The sequence below is a fragment of the Mesorhizobium sp. B2-4-17 genome (assembly GCF_006441275.1).
Lineage (GTDB): Bacteria > Pseudomonadota > Alphaproteobacteria > Rhizobiales > Rhizobiaceae > Mesorhizobium.
Genome location: NZ_VFUX01000029.1, coordinates 26,585 through 42,574 on the forward strand (window position 1 = coordinate 26,585; position 15,990 = coordinate 42,574).

At 64.1% G+C, this 15,990-nt stretch carries 14 protein-coding genes and 1 tRNA gene; 9 read left to right on the forward strand and 6 right to left on the reverse strand.

The features are described 5' to 3' along the window. Positions 1 to 27 precede the first annotated feature (27 nt). Entirely contained in the window at positions 28 to 1,269 is a 1,242-nt protein-coding gene (gene argJ, locus FJ548_RS22135; protein WP_140778972.1) for a bifunctional glutamate N-acetyltransferase/amino-acid acetyltransferase ArgJ, read from the reverse strand. 267 nt (positions 1,270 to 1,536) lie between these two features. Here argJ and FJ548_RS22140 point away from each other — a divergent pair, with 267 nt between their 5' ends. Next, a complete protein-coding gene (locus tag FJ548_RS22140) occupies positions 1,537 to 2,133 on the forward strand; it encodes a TetR/AcrR family transcriptional regulator (RefSeq protein ID WP_140778973.1) in 597 nt (198 codons plus the stop codon). A gap of 55 nt (positions 2,134 to 2,188) precedes the next feature. Here FJ548_RS22140 and FJ548_RS22145 read toward each other — a convergent pair whose 3' ends face one another. After that, positions 2,189 to 3,109, reverse strand: coding sequence for a peptidylprolyl isomerase (locus FJ548_RS22145; RefSeq protein WP_140691790.1), 921 nt, complete (start codon positions 3,107 to 3,109; stop codon positions 2,189 to 2,191). A 261-nt stretch (positions 3,110 to 3,370) separates the two neighbouring features. Between FJ548_RS22145 and secA the strand changes: the two genes are divergently transcribed. The 3 genes from secA to FJ548_RS22160 all read left to right on the forward strand — a co-directional run bounded on the left by secA (position 3,371) and on the right by FJ548_RS22160 (position 9,117). Beyond that, positions 3,371 to 6,103, forward strand: a complete 2,733-nt coding sequence (secA, locus tag FJ548_RS22150; protein ID WP_140778974.1) for a preprotein translocase subunit SecA — start codon at positions 3,371 to 3,373, stop codon at positions 6,101 to 6,103. Positions 6,104 to 6,436: 333 nt separating this feature from the next. Then, the gene (locus tag FJ548_RS22155) at positions 6,437 to 7,837 is read left to right on the forward strand and encodes a lipopolysaccharide biosynthesis protein (protein WP_140778975.1); all 1,401 of its coding nucleotides are present in this window, start codon (positions 6,437 to 6,439) and stop codon (positions 7,835 to 7,837) included. Continuing rightward, entirely contained in the window at positions 7,837 to 9,117 is a 1,281-nt protein-coding gene (locus FJ548_RS22160; protein ID WP_140610543.1) for a GNAT family N-acetyltransferase, read from the forward strand. Before FJ548_RS22155 ends, FJ548_RS22160 begins: the two co-directional genes overlap by 1 nt. Positions 9,118 to 9,152: 35 nt before the next feature. On the opposite strand, the gene FJ548_RS22165 is transcribed toward FJ548_RS22160, so the two are convergent. Then, positions 9,153 to 9,237: transfer RNA gene (locus tag FJ548_RS22165), tRNA-Leu, on the reverse strand. 180 nt (positions 9,238 to 9,417) lie between these two features. Between FJ548_RS22165 and FJ548_RS22170 the strand changes: the two genes are divergently transcribed. After that, on the forward strand, positions 9,418 to 10,011 hold the full coding sequence (locus FJ548_RS22170; protein WP_140610542.1) for a YqaA family protein: 594 nt from the start codon (positions 9,418 to 9,420) through the stop codon (positions 10,009 to 10,011). Positions 10,012 to 10,094: 83 nt separating this feature from the next. After that, entirely contained in the window at positions 10,095 to 10,613 is a 519-nt protein-coding gene (locus tag FJ548_RS22175; protein ID WP_140779004.1) for a disulfide bond formation protein B, read from the forward strand. Between the two features lie 164 nt (positions 10,614 to 10,777). Here the strand turns inward: FJ548_RS22175 and FJ548_RS22180 are convergent, their stop codons facing one another. Both FJ548_RS22180 and FJ548_RS22185 read right to left on the reverse strand, forming a co-directional pair. Continuing rightward, positions 10,778 to 11,335: an HNH endonuclease gene (locus FJ548_RS22180; RefSeq protein ID WP_140691782.1), complete on the reverse strand. Its 558-nt coding sequence runs from the start codon at positions 11,333 to 11,335 to the stop codon at positions 10,778 to 10,780. A gap of 188 nt (positions 11,336 to 11,523) precedes the next feature. Next, positions 11,524 to 12,165, reverse strand: coding sequence for a DNA-3-methyladenine glycosylase (locus FJ548_RS22185; RefSeq protein WP_140610539.1), 642 nt, complete (start codon positions 12,163 to 12,165; stop codon positions 11,524 to 11,526). A 75-nt stretch (positions 12,166 to 12,240) separates the two neighbouring features. On the opposite strand from FJ548_RS22185, the gene gluQRS reads away from it, so the two are divergent. After that, a complete protein-coding gene (gene gluQRS / locus FJ548_RS22190; protein ID WP_140778976.1) occupies positions 12,241 to 13,116 on the forward strand; it encodes a tRNA glutamyl-Q(34) synthetase GluQRS in 876 nt (291 codons plus the stop codon). Between the two features lie 151 nt (positions 13,117 to 13,267). Continuing rightward, positions 13,268 to 14,164: a DMT family transporter gene (locus FJ548_RS22195; protein WP_140778977.1), complete on the forward strand. Its 897-nt coding sequence runs from the start codon at positions 13,268 to 13,270 to the stop codon at positions 14,162 to 14,164. A 44-nt stretch (positions 14,165 to 14,208) separates the two neighbouring features. On the opposite strand, the gene FJ548_RS22200 is transcribed toward FJ548_RS22195, so the two are convergent. Continuing rightward, complete coding sequence (locus FJ548_RS22200) at positions 14,209 to 15,060, reverse strand: YihY/virulence factor BrkB family protein (protein WP_140610536.1); 852 nt, start codon at positions 15,058 to 15,060, stop codon at positions 14,209 to 14,211. Positions 15,061 to 15,118: 58 nt separating this feature from the next. Between FJ548_RS22200 and FJ548_RS22205 the strand changes: the two genes are divergently transcribed. Further along, the gene (locus tag FJ548_RS22205) at positions 15,119 to 15,985 is read left to right on the forward strand and encodes an SDR family oxidoreductase (protein WP_140778978.1); all 867 of its coding nucleotides are present in this window, start codon (positions 15,119 to 15,121) and stop codon (positions 15,983 to 15,985) included. Positions 15,986 to 15,990 lie beyond the last annotated feature (5 nt).

Consider the following 15,990-nt stretch of genomic DNA (forward strand, 5'->3'; position numbering starts at 1 on the left):
TTGCCGGATGGCGCGAGACCAAGGCGATCAGCTCCGGTAGTCGCCGTTGATGGCGACATATTCCTTGGTGAGATCGCAGGTCCACACCGTCGCCTTGCCGCGGCCGATGCCGATGTCGGCGCGGATGCGGATATCGTCGCGCTTCATGTAGGCCGAGGTCTTTTCTTCCGAATAGGCCGGGTCGCGCTCGCCCTCATGGGCCAGCCGGTTGTCGCCGAACCAGATCGACAGCCGGTCGCGGTCGGCGGGCTCGCCGGCCTTGCCGACGGCCATGACGACGCGGCCCCAATTGGCATCCTCGCCGGCAACCGCGGTCTTGACCAGCGGCGAATTGGCGATCGACAGCGCGATCCGCTTGGCCGAGCGGGCCGATTTCGCGCCGGTGACGGTAACTTCGACCTGCTTGCGCGCGCCCTCGCCGTCGCGCACCACCTGCAGCGCCAGCGACTTCAGCACCTTGCCGAGCGCCCGACGGAACGCGCCGAGCCGGGCATCCCTAGGGTCGGTGATCTCTGGCGCGCCGCGCTTCGCGGCCTTGCCGGTGGCAAAGAGCAGCAGCGTGTCGCTGGTCGACGTATCGCTGTCGACGGTCACCGCATTGAAGGTCTTGGCCGTGCCGCGCGATAACAGATCCTGCAGCACCGGTGCGGCGATCGGCGCGTCGGTCGCGATGAAGGAAAGCATCGTCGCCATGTCAGGCGCGATCATGCCGGCCCCCTTGGAAATGCCGTTGATGATGACGTCGGTGTCGCCGAGCTTGACCGTCTGCGTCGCCACCTTCAGATAGGTGTCCGTGGTCATGATGGCCTTTGCCGCCTCGGTCCACAGGTCCGGCTTGCCGTCGCTGACCAACCCGGCGAGCAGATGACTGAACTTGGTTGTGTCGAGCGGCTCGCCGATAACACCGGTCGAGGCCAGGAAAACCTCGCCCGCCGTGCAGCCGGCCGCCTTGGCCGCCGCCTCGCCGGTCAGCGCGGTGGATTCGCGGCCCTTCTTGCCTGTGAAGGCGTTGGCATTGCCGGAATTGACGACCAGCACCCGGGCCTTGCCGGCGCCAAGGTTCTGCCGGCAGAAATCGACCGGTGCCGAGGGGCATTTCGACTTCGTGAACACGCCGGCGACCGTGGTGCCCGCGTCGAAGACCATCGCCAGAAGATCGGTGCGGTTCTTGTACTTTATCCCTGCTTCGGCGGTGGCGATGCGCACCCCTTCGACGACAGGCATCTTGGGGTATTTCTTCGGCGCAAGCGGTGAAATCGTGGTGGACATGGCAACCTCGGGCGGGAAAATCGCAAGGGGAAGGCCGGTTTGCCCGATACGGCGCGCCGGCGCAAGGGCGTTTTCGCCACGCCTGCGGGGCGGGAAACCCGCTCCATTCACGACCGATGAGGGATGGCGCATCGTGCCGGAGACATCGCAGGCGATGTGAGGACCGGCGTCCTGATCACGGACGCGCTCTCACGCTAAAAAACGGGTCGTTTCGTTTCATCGCCGGATCACTTATCATCGCCGGGAATTGAACCGAGGACGACAGGAATGGCCGAGGAGGCGGATACGGCGCGCAAATCGATCGGTGCGCGGCGCAATCCTGACAGTGCAGATGCCATTCTGGAGGCCGCCGAGGCAGTGCTTGTCGAGGCCGGCTATGCCGGCTTTTCGATCGAGGCGGTGGCGCGGCGCGCCCGCGCCGGCAAACCGACGATCTATCGCTGGTGGCCAAGCAAGGCCGCGCTGCTGCTCGAAGTCTATCAGCGCCAGAAGCGCGTCGACGTTCCCGATACCGGAAATCTGGAAGAGGATCTCGTCGGCTTCCTGCAGAACCTGTTCTTCCACTGGCGCGAGACATCGTCGGGCAGCGTGTTCAGGTCGCTGATTGCCGAGGCGCAGTCGGATGAAGCCGCGGCCGCGGCCCTTGCCGGCTATGCCGGCGGGCGCCGCGCCCACACCGGTCAGATCATCGAGCGCGCCAAGGCAAGAGGTGAGGTCGCGGGCGACATCGATCCGGCCGTGGTCGCCGACCTGCTGGCTTCCTATGCCTGGCGGCATCTCCTGACCAACCGGCTCGACGAGCCCGAGGCAACGATCCGCACGGTGGTCCGCTATCTCCTGAAAGGCATAGCGGCCGCCCAATAAACAAAGGGCGGGGCAAGCTTCGCTGCCGCGCCCCTTTTGAAAAAGCCTTTAAGGCTTACTTGCCGCTTTCCAGCGTATCGACGGCCTGCTTCAGCTTGGCGTCGGGGATCTCGACCTTGGCGCCCGCGCGCAGCGACTTGACCAGCGCGAAATACTTGTCGCGGATGACGGCCTGCTTTGCCTGGTCCTTGACGTCGTCAAAAGCCGGCGGCTGCTTGGCGCGCTTGTCCTCGAGCTTGATGACATGCCAGCCGAACTGCGACTGCACCGGCTGCTCGGTGTATTTGCCGACCTCGAGCGCAAAGGCCGCCTTGTCGAACTCCGGCACCATCTGGCCGGGTCCGAACCAGCCGAGGTCGCCGCCATTGGACTTGCCTGAAGGATCGCTGGTGTGCTCGTTGGCGAGCTTCTGGAAATCGGCGCCGCCATCGAGCTGCTTGATGATGGCCTCGGCCTCTTCCTTCGTCTTCACGAGGATGTGACGGGCATGCACCTCGTTGACCGGCGGCGTGTTGGCGATCTCCTGGTCGTAGCGGGCGCGAACCTCAGCGTCGGTGACCTTGTCGACAACACCCTTCTCGACCATCTCGCCATGCAGGGCGCGCTGCTGCAGGAAGGCCATGCGGCGCTGGAAGTCTGGATCCTTGTCAAGACCGTCGGTGACGGCCTTGGCGGCCATGACGCGGATCTCGATGGCAGCGGAGAGTGCGGCGGCGCGGCGCTGTTCGGGCGGCAGTTGCGCGAATTGCTGCGACAGCTCGCCTTCGGCAAGCACCAGATCGGCTTCAGTGAGCGATTGGCCATTGACGGTGGCGACGACGGCATTCGGATCGACCGGCTTCGCCGCGGGTGCCGCCGCGTCGGCCGGAGCAGCAGGAGCGGTCTCCTGGGCCATCAGCGGGGAGAGGCAAAGAGCCGACAGGCCGAAGGCCAGGCCAAGGCTGGCAAGCGACGCACGGCGGAACAACAAGGGCATTGGAATGACTCCGGTGAAGGATTGTAAGGAGGATGGGTTCCAGATCAGCCAGATTGTGGCGGAATTTGGCGCGACCGCCAGGGCCAGCGCGGCGTTGACATCAGTTGAGCCCCCTCTTATCTGTCCAACGACTTGGCGTCCAGAACCGTTTTCCGGGCGCTTTTTGTGTTTGCCCGTATTCAGGCGGCGCGTTCACGCGGATTTGATGGGGCCGGCCGGCGCCCATCTCAAGATTGAGAATTCTATCGAAAGGGCCATTGAATGGTCAGTCTCGGCGGTCTCGCCCGTAAGGTTTTCGGTTCCTCCAACGACCGTCGGGTCAAATCGACCCGGCCCCGTGTCGAGGCGATCAACGCCATGGAAAACGAGATGCGGGCGCTCTCCGACGCCGAGCTTGCCGGCCGCACGGAGAAATTCCGCCAGGACATCGCCAACGGCGCCAGCCTTGACGACCTTTTGGTACCGGCCTTCGCCACCGTCCGCGAGGCGGCGCGCCGTGTGCTGGGCATGCGTCCCTTCGACGTCCAGCTGATCGGCGGCATGGTGCTGCACAATGGCGGCATCGCCGAAATGCGGACCGGCGAAGGCAAGACCCTGGTCGCGACGTTGCCGGTCTATCTCAACGCGCTTGCCGGCAATGGCGTCCATGTCGTCACCGTCAACGACTATCTCGCCACGCGCGACTCCGAATGGATGGGCCGCGTCTACAAATTCCTCGGCCTCTCGGTCGGCGTCATCGTCCACGGCCTGTCCGACGAGGAGCGTCGCGTCGCCTACGCATCCGACGTCACCTACGCCACCAACAACGAGCTCGGCTTCGACTACCTGCGCGACAACATGAAATACGAGCGCGCCCAGATGGTGCAGCGCGGCCACAATTACGCGATCGTCGACGAAGTCGATTCCATCCTGGTCGACGAAGCGCGCACGCCGCTGATCATTTCCGGTCCGCTCGAGGATCGTTCGGAAATGTACAACACCATCGACACCTTCATCATCCAGCTGCAGCCGCAGGATTATGAGATCGACGAGAAGCAGAAGACCTCGATCTTCACCGAGGAAGGCACCGAGAAGCTGGAGAACCTGCTGCGCGATGCCGGCCTGCTGAAGGGCGAGTCGCTCTACGATGTCGAGAACGTCGCCATCGTCCACCATGTCAACAATGCGCTGAAGGCGCACCGGCTGTTCCAGCGCGACAAGGACTATATCGTGCGCAACGGCGAGATCGTCATCATCGACGAGTTCACCGGCCGCATGATGCCCGGTCGCCGCTATTCCGAAGGCCTGCACCAGGCGCTCGAAGCCAAGGAGCACGTGGCGATCCAGCCGGAGAACCAGACGCTCGCTTCCGTCACCTTCCAGAACTACTTCCGCCTTTACAAGAAGCTTTCCGGCATGACAGGCACGGCGCTGACCGAGGCCGAGGAATTCGGCAACATCTACGGCCTCGAGGTCACCGAAATCCCGACCAACCTGCCGGTCATCCGCAAGGACGAGGACGACGAGGTCTACCGGACGGTCGAGGAGAAATACAAGGCGATCGTCAAGGAGATCCGCGAAGCCAGCGCCAAGGGCCAGCCGACGCTGGTCGGCACGACATCGATTGAGAAGTCGGAGCAGCTCGCCGAGCGCCTGCGCAAGGAAGGTTTTAAGGATTTCGAGGTGCTGAACGCCCGCCACCACGAGCGTGAAGCGGCGATCGTCGCCCAGGCCGGCAAGCCCGGCGCCATCACCATCGCCACCAACATGGCCGGCCGCGGCACCGACATCAAGCTTGGCGGCAATGCCGAGATGCGCATCGCCGAGGAACTGGGCGACATGCCTGAGGGCCCCGAGCGCGAAGCACGCGAAAGGGAAATCAACGCCGACGTCGAGCGCCTGAAGGAAAAGGCGCTGGCCGCCGGCGGCCTCTACGTTCTCGCCACCGAGCGCCATGAATCGCGCCGTATCGACAACCAATTGCGCGGCCGCTCCGGCCGCCAGGGCGACCCTGGCCGCTCGAAATTCTTCCTGTCGCTGCAGGATGACCTGATGCGCATCTTCGGCTCCGAGCGCATGGACGGCATGCTGCAGAAGCTCGGCCTCAAGGAAGACGAGGCGATCATCCATCCCTGGATCAACAAGGCGCTGGAAAAGGCGCAGAAGAAGGTCGAGGCGCGCAACTTCGACATCCGCAAGAACCTCTTGAAATATGACGACGTCTCGAACGACCAGCGCAAGGTGGTGTTCGAACAGCGCATCGAGCTGATGGACGGCGAAGGCCTGTCGGAAACCATTACCGAGATGCGCGAAGGCGTCATCGAGGAGATCGTCGCCAAGGCCATCCCCGAAAATGCCTATGCCGAGCAGTGGGATGTCGCTGGCCTGAAGGCAGAGGTCGCCGAATTCCTCAATCTCGACTTGCCGGTCGAGGAGTGGGCCAAGGAAGAAGGCATCGCCGAGGACGACATCCGCGAGCGCATTTCCGCTGCCGCCGAAGCCGCCGCCAAGGAGCGCGCCGAGCGTTTCGGGCCCGAGGTGATGACCTATGTCGAACGTTCGGTCGTGTTGCAGACGCTCGACCATTTGTGGCGCGAGCACATCGTCAATCTCGACCATCTGCGCTCGGTTGTCGGCTTCCGCGGCTACGCCCAGCGCGATCCGCTGCAGGAATACAAGAGCGAGGCATTCGAGCTGTTCCAGGCGATGCTCGGCAATCTGCGCCAGGCCGTCACCGCGCAGCTGATGCGCGTCGAACTGGTCCGCCAGGCCGCCGAAGCCCCGCCTCCGGAAGCGCCCGACATGTTCGGCACGCATATCGACGGCAGCACCGGCGAGAATGATTTCGAAGGCGGTGAGACTGCCCTTCTGGTGCGCCAGGAGACCAGCGCCATCGTCGCCCCGGAAGACCGCGACCCGAAGAACCCCGCCACCTGGGGCAAGGTCGGCCGCAACGAGGCCTGCCCCTGCGGTTCCGGCAAGAAATACAAGCACTGCCACGGCGCCTTCGCATAACGGCGCAGCGCTTTCCTTCTCCCCGTCCCTGTACGGGGAGAAGGTGCCCGAAGGGCGGATGAGGGGCGGCGCGAAGTCCCGCGATTATCACATGTCCCCACCCGGGAGATGACATGCCGGACTGCGCCAGCCGCTTCGTCTATAGTTAATCTAATTCTCCTCACCCGGCCCATCAGCGCAATCTCCGTAGGCTTGCGCCGCCCCTCATCCGCCTGCCGGCATCTTCTCCCCGTGGAGTGACGGGGAGAAGGAAGGCTCTCCGCCCACGTTTTCTTAAGGTGTCTCCGCTACACCAAGGTCCGAAAAAGAGGCGGAAAACGGAGAGTAATCGGGGTGCGCTTTTCCGCGGCCACGACTGCCGGGCGGTTCTTGCCGCAGCGTTTGGCGCTGCGCGTGGGGCCGCTGCTTGACCGCATCGATGCCGTCCTGTTCACCGCCGACGAGCGCGGCGAGGCGGGCCGCATGTCGGTCATCGCCTTCTCGATCCGGATCGTCAGCGCCGTCATCGCCTTCGTCAGCCAGGTGCTGATGGCTCGCTGGATGGGCTCGTTCGAGTACGGCATCTTCGTGCTTGTCTGGGTGACGATGGTCATCGTCGGCAATCTCGCCTGCCTCGGCTTCCACACCTCGGTCATCCGCTTCATCCCCGAGTACCGCGAGCGCGGCCGGATGGACGAACTGCGCGGCATCGTCGTGGCCAGTCGCCTCTTCGTGCTGATTGCCTCGACGATGATCGCCGGGCTCGGCGCGCTCGGCGTCTGGCTGGCCGCGCCCTGGATCGAGAACTACTACGTGATACCGTTCATCCTTGGCGTCATCTGCCTGCCGATGATCGCGCTCTCGGATCTGCTGCAAGGCCAGGCAAGGGCGAACAGCTGGGCGCTGTTTGCCCTGTCGCCGACCTACCTGGTGCGGCCGGTGCTGATCCTGCTGTTCATGGCGCTGATGCTCTTCGCCGGCTACGCCCCTGATGCCAGAACCGCGATCTTCGCCTCGATCGCCGCCACCTACGTCACCACGCTCGCTCAGTTGATCGGCGTCACCCAGCGCATGGAAAGGCAGATCCCGGCCGGGCCGATGAAGGTGCATTTCGCGCAATGGTTCATCGTCTCGCTGCCGATCTTCCTGGTCGAAGGGTTCTTCTTCCTGCTCACCAACGCCGACGTGCTGATGGTCGGCGCCTATATGGATCCCAACGACGTTGCCGTCTATTTCGCCACCGTGAAGACGCTGGCGCTGGTGCATTTCGTCTATTTCGCCGTCAAGGCGGGTGTTGCCCAGCGCTATGCGCAGTTCACCCATGGCGAGCCGGAAAAGCTCGCCGCTTTCGCCCGCGAGACGGTGTCGTGGACCTTCTGGCCTTCGCTGCTGATGGCGCTCTTGGTGCTGGCGCTCGGCGAACCCATGCTGGTGCTGTTCGGCCCCGAATTCACGACAGGCTATCCGCTGCTGTTCCTGCTTGTCTTCGGCGTCGTGGCGCGGGCGGCCGTCGGCCCTTGTGAAAGCCTGCTCACCATGAGCGGCAACCAGAATATCTGCGCCGCCGTCTATGCCATGACGCTGGCCTTGAACATCGGCCTCAACGTGGTGCTGATCCCGCTTTTCGGCCTGTGGGGCGCGGCCATGGCCACCGCCTTTGCCATGATCTTCGAGGCCAGCGCGCTGTCCTTCACGGTCTGGCGCAAGCTCGGCATCGTCATGGCGATCTTCGTGCCAGCCGAAGGAGCCACCTGATGGCCGCCATCCCGTTGCTCGAGGAAACCAGCGGCGGCCCCGCCGGCGCCATGGTGTCGGGCCTTGCCGGGCTGGCGCGCGACCCCGACCCAGCCCATATCGAGATCCTTGCCAACAACCGGCCCGAGCGCAAGCTTGCCATCTATCCGGCGTCGGCCGGCTTCGACCTGGTGGAGGAACTGGATTACCTCTGTACCCGTACGATCGAGCCGAACGTCTTCTTCAACCCGCGTTTCCTGGCGCCGGCCATGCCCCGGCTGGAGGACCGCGAGGTGCGCCTGGCGGTGATCCGCGACGGCGACGAATACCGCAACCGGCTGCGCCTTCTGGTGCCGTTCTCGGTGGAACGGCCGGTGGTGCCGCTCGGCGTGCCGGCCATGCGCACCTGGTCGAGCCTGTTCGGCCCGCTTGGCACGCCGCTGATCGACCGCGACGATCCGGTCGGCGTCCTCGAGGATTTCTTCTCGATGCTGTCGCGCCCGCATCTCAAGCTGCCGAAAGTCTTCGTCCTGCCCGACATCAGGCTGGACGGTCCGGTGGCGAGCCTGCTTGGCACGGTGGCCGAGACGCGCGGCCTGACGCTGATCACTACCGGTGAGACCCCACGCCCCGTGCTGGAGAGCGAAGCCGACGGCGACGCCTATCTGAAGACCTCACTGCGCGCGCACCATTATCGCGAGCTCCGCCGCCTGAAGCGACGCCTTGCCGACCTCGGCAGGCTGGAGCACATCGTGGCGCGCGGTCCCGAAGAGATCCGCCACGCAATCGAAAGCTTCCTGACGCTGGAGGCGGCCGGCTGGAAGGGCCGCGAGCGCACCGCCATGGCGATCGACCGCTACCGCGCCGCGTTCGCCCGCGAGGCCGTGCACAGGCTCGCCGAACAGGACATGTGCCGCATTCATTCGCTGACGCTCGACGGCCGCACCATCGCCTGCCTGATCGTCTTCGTCGAGGCCGGCGTCGCCTATACCTGGAAGACGGCCTATGACGAGACGCTTGCCACCTATTCGCCCGGCACGCTGCTGATGATCGAGGTGACCAGGCAGCATCTCGACGACCCCAACATCATGATGACCGATTCCTGCGCCGTGCCCGACCATCCGGTGATGAGCAGGCTGTGGAGCGAGCGCAAGCCGATCGGCACACTGGTGATCGGGCTGACGCCGGACGCCGACCGCCTCGCCCGCCAGGCCGCCTCGCAGCTGCACCTCTACCGCGAGACTCGCAACATGGCGCGTCTGCTGCGCAACCGGATGAAGAGCCTGCTGAGGCGGCGCTGAGCCAATCGAATTCGCCGAAGGCGTGCGAAGGAATTTGGTGCCCCTAGCCGGGATCGAACCAGCACTCCTTGCGGAACTCGATTTTGAGTCGAGCGCGTCTACCAATTCCGCCATAGGGGCTCAGGCCGGGCAGCCTGGATGGGCGCGGACTATACGGTTGGAGGGCTGTTCGTCAACTGTCCAATTTGCAGACCAGCTCACAGCCGCGACCAGACGGCACCTTTCCAATTTGTAAGACCGCGGCCATTGTGCGGCGCGAAAAACCTTTCTAGACAGACGAGCCGTTCCATAGGAGAGCCGATGCTTCGCGGACTGTACGACTGGACGCTGTCACTGGCGGCGCGCAAATCCGCCGAATGGTGGCTGGCCTTCATCGCTTTCGTCGAGAGCTCGGTGTTCCTGGTGCCGGCGGACGTGCTCTATCTGCCGATGGCCCTGTCGCGGCCGGATCGCGCCTATCGCTATGCCTTCGTCGCCACCGTAGCCTCGGTGCTGGGCGGCATTGCCGGCTGGTTCATCGGCCACTACGCCTATGACGCCGTGGCGCGGCCCATCCTTGAATTTTATGGCAAATACGACGAATTCGAGCAGTTGCGGGCGTCGTCGGGCGTAAGCATTGAGTTCATCGCCCTGATGCTGGTCACCTCGGGTGCCGCCCATCTGCCGCCGATCAAGGTGGTGACGATCCTGTCCGGCGCTCTTGGCGTCAACCTGGCCCTGTTCATCGTGCTGGCCATCGTGGCCCGCGGCGGCCGTTTCCTGCTGCTGGCCTGGCTTTTGCGCCGCTATGGCGAACCGATCCGCGAATTCATCGAAAAGCGTCTCGGCCTCATCGCCAGCGCCGCCGCGGTCGCCCTGATTTTGCTTTATATCGTGATCAAGTACGCCCTCTGAACCCTCTCTCTCGAACCGGGCAATGCTTTTGGAAGAGCGGCAAGCGGACCTGGCGGGCGGCGAACACAATGGACGAAAGACCCATGACAGCGACGATGAATGCCGATACCGGACGCCAGCGCATGCGGACCGCCCTGTTTCTCGCCGTCGCCATGGCCGCCACGGTCGGTTCGGCGCTCTGCTTCCAGTATATTGGCGGCTACATCCCTTGCCACCTCTGCCTGGAGCAGCGCACCCCCTACTATATCGGCGCGCCTTTGATGGTGCTGGCGGTGATTGCATCGCTGCTGCGTGCGCCCGCACGGCTGACGCGCGGCCTGCTGGGCATTGCCGGCCTGCTGATGCTCTACGGCTTCTATCTCGGCGTCTACCACTCCGGCGTCGAATGGGCCTGGTGGCAAGGTCCGGCCGATTGCACGGCGGGCGCCGGTCCGGTCGACACTGGCGGCAAGGGCGTGCTCGACGCGCTCGACAAATTCGTGCCGCCTTCCTGCGACAAGGCCGCGCTGCGCATCCTCGGCCTGTCGCTCGCCGGCTGGAATGCCGTCGCCAGCCTGGTCCTGGCCGCCGTCGCCTTCCGCGGCGCGCTTGCCCGCGATTGAGCCACTTGATTGAGCTGCTCGACGCAGAGTTCGAGCAAAAATTCGGCAGGCTGAGTCGGATGGCTCGGCTTTCGAGAACCGGAGCGGAGCGTACTTGAATACGTGAGCACCGGAAGCGCAGAGAGCCGCGCCAGACGGCCGGCATGGCGGGTTTGTGTCGAACTCTATGGTTCGAGTTCGACATCCCAGTAGAGATAATCCATCCAGCTTTCATGCAGATGGTTCGGCGGGAACAGGCGGCCGTTATTGTGCAGATCGTGCACCGTCGGCTGATAGGGCTTCTGCAGCGGCCACATCTTGGCTTGCGACGGCATCATGCCGCCCTTCCTCAAATTGCAAGGCGAGCAGGCGGCGACGACATTCTCCCATGTCGTGGCACCGCCACGATGGCGCGGGATGACGTGGTCGAAGGTCAGATCCTCGGGCGTGCCGCAATACTGGCACTGAAAGCGGTCGCGCAGGAACACGTTGAAACGGGTGAAGGCCGGATGCCTGGAGGGCTTCACATAGGCCTTCAGGCTGACCACGCTCGGCAGCTTCATCGAGAAGGTCGGCGAGGAAACCGCATGCTCGTATTCGGCGACGATATTCACCCGGTCGAGGAACACTGCCTTGATGGCGTCTTGCCAGGACCAGAGCGACAAGGGGTAATAGCTGAGCGGACGGTAATCCGCATTCAGCACCAGCGCTGGAAGCCCATCCGGAGATACGGCAACCGTCACCTTGTTGACCTCCTTGGTTCGCACATGACCCCGAAAATCGAATTCGACTTTCGGAAAGGGTCACGTGCAGCTTCAAAAGACCCACCGTTCGGCGCGGATACTGTAAGCCCGACATGACAGGGATGTGAAGCGGATTGTCGTTTGCCCGAAGTGCCAAAAATGCGTGATTTTCACGCCCTTTTGCGGATTCAGGCAGGCGGCGCGGCGTCGCGCCCTCTGGTTTCGCGATAATAGGACCAGAAAAGCCGCGATGCGACACCCCGCCACGGGCTCCATGATTCGGCCAGTGCGATCAGTCTTTTCTCCGGCGGACGCGGGTCGATGCCGAGCGCATGGCCGACAGCAGCTTGCAGGGCGACGTCGCGCGCCGGGAAGATGTCGGGGTGCCCCGCGGCAAACAAAAGGTACACTTCGGCTGTCCAGGGACCGATGCCGGCCACTGCGGTCATCGTGGTGATCGCCTCGGTTGCGTCGAGCGAACACAGGTGATGGAGGTCGAGACCGTCGGCCACCGCCTGGGCGACCGCGATCAGGCCGCGCTGCTTGGGCCGCGACAGGCCGGCCTCGCGAAACATGTCCTCGTCGGCGGCCAGGATCGCCTGCGGCGTCAGCGGATCGACAAGCCTTGTCAGTCGGCCGAAAATCGCATCGGCGCTTGCGCGGGAGACCTGCTGCGAGACGATGATCGAGGCCAGGCTCCTGAACCCCGGCTCGGAAAGCCTGAGCGGTACCTCGCCGGCCATGCCGCGCACCTTTTCCAGGCGCGGGTCGATGACGCAAAGCGCATCCAGCCCGCGCGCAATGTCGTCCAGTGTCGTGATGCGTTGCATGGTATCCTTGTCCGCGAATGTGCCGCAAAGTAGCAATTGCCAAAACCGCCGCACAACCCGATCGCCGCCTGAGACATGACGCTCCTGACATTCCGCTTCGCGCCCAGCCCCAACGGCGACCTGCATCTCGGCCACGCCTATTCGGCGCTGCTCAACCAGAGGCTGGCAAATACCTCTGGCGGCCGCCTGCTGCTGCGCATCGAGGACATCGACACGACGCGCTGCACGCCGCGATTCGAGGCTGGCGTGCTCGCCGATCTGAAGTGGCTGGGCCTTGGCTGGGAGGAGCCGGTGCGCCGCCAGTCCGAACATTTCGCCGAGTACGAGGCGGTGCTCGACCGGCTGATCCGCGAGGAGCTTGTCTATCCCGCCTTCATGAGCCGTGGTGAGATCCGCGCCTTTATCATCGGCTGCGAAAAGCGCGGGCGCGACTGGCCGCGCGATCCCGACGGCGTCCCACTCTACCCTCCGACCGACAAGGCGCTGCCGATGACAGAGCGCAAGCGGCGCATCGCCGATAACGTCCCTTTCGCCTGGCGGCTGGATATCGGCGCCGCCTTGGCGCATGTCGGCAAGGACCTCGCATGGGCCGAATTCAGCGACGAGACGCTGTCGGCGACGCACTCGGTCGAGGCCCGCCCGCAAGAGTGGGGCGACGTGATCGTGGCGCGCCGCGACATCCCGACCAGCTACCACCTTGCCGTCGTCATGGACGACGCCCTGCAAGGCGTCAGCCATATCGTGCGCGGACAGGACCTGTTCTCCGCGACAGGAGTGCAGCGCCTGCTCCAGGAATTGCTTGGGTTGCCGCAGCCGGCCTATTTCCATCATCGGCTTATCCTCGGGCCGGACGGGCGGAAGCTGTCGAAGAGTCTCGGCGATACCGGCCTTGCCGCGTTGCGCGATGCCGGAGCATCGCCGGACGATATCAGGCGGATGGTTGGTCTCTGAGCCTGCGAAGTACTGGAAAGCCGCATATCGCACGCACCAGCCGTTGAATTCCGGTGATGCATGGATCAATCGTTTCGTTTTGCGCGACGGCCTGAACCGGACTAGAGCATCGCCACGGTTCAAGTCTCACCAGCGTGGCGGTCCCCGGAACATGCACAGCATCAAGCGGTTCATCCCCGCCACCTTCGTCGTCCTGTGGGCGACCGGCTTCATCGGCGCCCGCTACGCCATGCCGTGGGCGGAACCCTTCACCTTTCTCGCCGTGCGCTTCGTCCTGGCGGCGGCCCTATTCGCTGTCCTGACGGTCGTTCTGGGTTCGAAAAGAGCCACCCGCGAAGAGGCGCTGCATGCGGCCGGCGCCGGCATCCTCATGCATGGCGTCTATCTCGGCGCCGTGTTCTGGGCCATCCACAGGGGTATGCCTGCAGGGCTTTCGGCGCTGATTGTCGGACTGCAGCCGCTTATCACGGCGGTGCTCGCGGGCAAATTCTTGGGCGAGGCCATTCTGCCGCGCCATTGGGCCGGCCTCGCCGTTGGTCTGATCGGCGTCGTCATCGTGCTGTGGCCAAAACTTGGCGCGCTCGGCGGCGGCGTGACATCGGCGACACTGACCGCCTCGCTCATCTCCGTGCTCGGCATGGCCGCCGGCACCATCTGGCAGAAGCGTTTTGCCTCTGGCGGCAACCTCGTGGCGGCGACGATGTGGCAATATGTCGGCGGCGCGGCGCTGATGATCCTGGCCGCGCTTGCCTTCGAAACGCACACCGTGGTCATCAATGGCGAGTTGATCTTCGCGATGGCCTGGCTGGTGCTGGTGCTGTCGGTCGGCGCCATCTTCCTGTTGATGGTGATGATCCGCGACGGCGAGATGTCGAAAGTGGCCTCGCTGTTCTATCTGGTGCCCGCGGTGACCGCTGTCATCGCCTGGGCCCTGTTTAACGAGCAGCTCAACACGCTGCAGATTGCCGGCATGGCGATCACCACCTTCGGCGTTGCCCTGGCAACGGCTCGGCAGACCAAGACACAGGCTGAGCCGACCAAGGCATGATCCCGAAAAGTGGGAACCGGTTTTCGGAAGAGATCATGCTTGGCTCAGCCGACTCTTGCCCGTGCCTCGAGATAGCGGCTGATGGCGGCATTGAGTTCGCCGCCAAGAATGAAGATCGCCGAGACGATGTAGAGGAAAACCACCGCGATCATGATCGAGGCCAGGCCGGCATAGGTCGTCACATAGGATGAGAAATGATCGAGATAAGTGGCGAACATCGTCGAGCCGATAAGCCACGCGGCCAGCGTGAAGATGATGCCCGGCACCAGCGACACGAAGCGGCGCTTGCCGGCCGGCAGCCAGTAATGCACGGCAAACAGCCCACCGATGATGACGGTCGAGGCAATGACGTAGCGCCATAGCGTGATCGTCCCCGTATAAGGCTTTATCCATTCGAAATGGGCTTCCGCCAGCCGCGCCAGTAAGGGCGCGAACACCAGCAGCACGCTGATCGCAAGAAAACCGGCGGTAGCGATCAGCACGAAGAAGATGCTCTGCACCCGGCGATGGATGATGCCGCGCGTTTCCGTCACGCGATAGGCCCGGTTGAGCGACGTGCGCAGCGCCTCGATGCCGTTCGAAGCAAAGTAGGCGGCAAGCAGCACGCCATAGGTCAACAAATCGCTGCGCCTGACGGTCAGCACATTCAGCACCTCACGCGCGATCGGCTTGGCGATCTGCTCCGGCCAGGTGTCGAAGACCAGATGCACGGCCGTGTCGGCGAAGGCCTGGGCGCCGAGGAAACTGGCCAGCGTCGTGGCGAAGATCAGGAACGGAAACAGCGCCATCAGCGAGGTGATCGCCAGATGGCTGGCCATCGCCCAGCCATCATCGGTGGTGAAATGGCCGATCGCGTCGTAGAGCACGCGGCGCAGGGCGACAATATTCCGCAGCAAGAACGCGCGCTCCCTTCGATTGTCTCGACGCCGCGAATATGGGAAGTGAATGCGGCAAATGGCAACCCTTCGTCAAACCACGAATCCTGCTCCGGCACAGTTGCGCACCGTCATCGTCACCGGTGCGTCTTCAGGCATGGGCGCCTATTGCGCCCGGGCATTGAAGGCCGAGGGCTGGCGGGTATTTGCCACGGCGCGCAAACCTGAAGACATTGCCGCACTCGAGGCTGACGGCATCGAGGCCTTCTATCTCGACTACAGCGAGCCGGACTCGATCGCCGCCCTGGTGCCAGCGGTGCTCGGCCGTACCGGCGGCCGGCTCGACGCGCTGTTCAACAACGGCGCCTATGCTCAGGCCGGCGCGGTCGAGGACTTGACCGTCGCGGCGCTCAAGGCGCAGTTCGAGGCCAATTTCTTCGGCTGGCACGACCTGACCCGCCGCATCGTGCCGGTGATGCGCCGCCAGGGCCACGGCCGCCTCATTCATTGCTCATCGATTCTCGGTCTGGTGCCGGTGCGCTTTCGTGGCGCCTATTCGGCATCGAAACATGCGCTTGAGGCACTGATGCTTTGCCAGCGTCAGGAACTGACAGGCAGCGGCGTCCATGTCTCGCTGATCGAGCCGGGGCCGGTGAGATCGAAGATCGCCAGCAATGGCCTGCCCTGGTTCCTGAGGAATATCGACCACGAGAATTCCGTGCATCGGCTGGACTATGAGGCGCAGCTGAAGCGGCTGCGCGCCGGCGGCAGCCAATCGGCGCTGAAGCCCGGGCCGGAGATGGTTCACAAGGCTCTGCGCCATGCACTTCTGTCACGGAGCCCGCGCCCGCACTATGTGGTAACGGTGCCGGCCAGGATCGGCGCTGCGCTCAAACGCATCCTGCCGGCATCGATACTCTACCGCCTGATGGCCAAACGCGCCTGAACAAC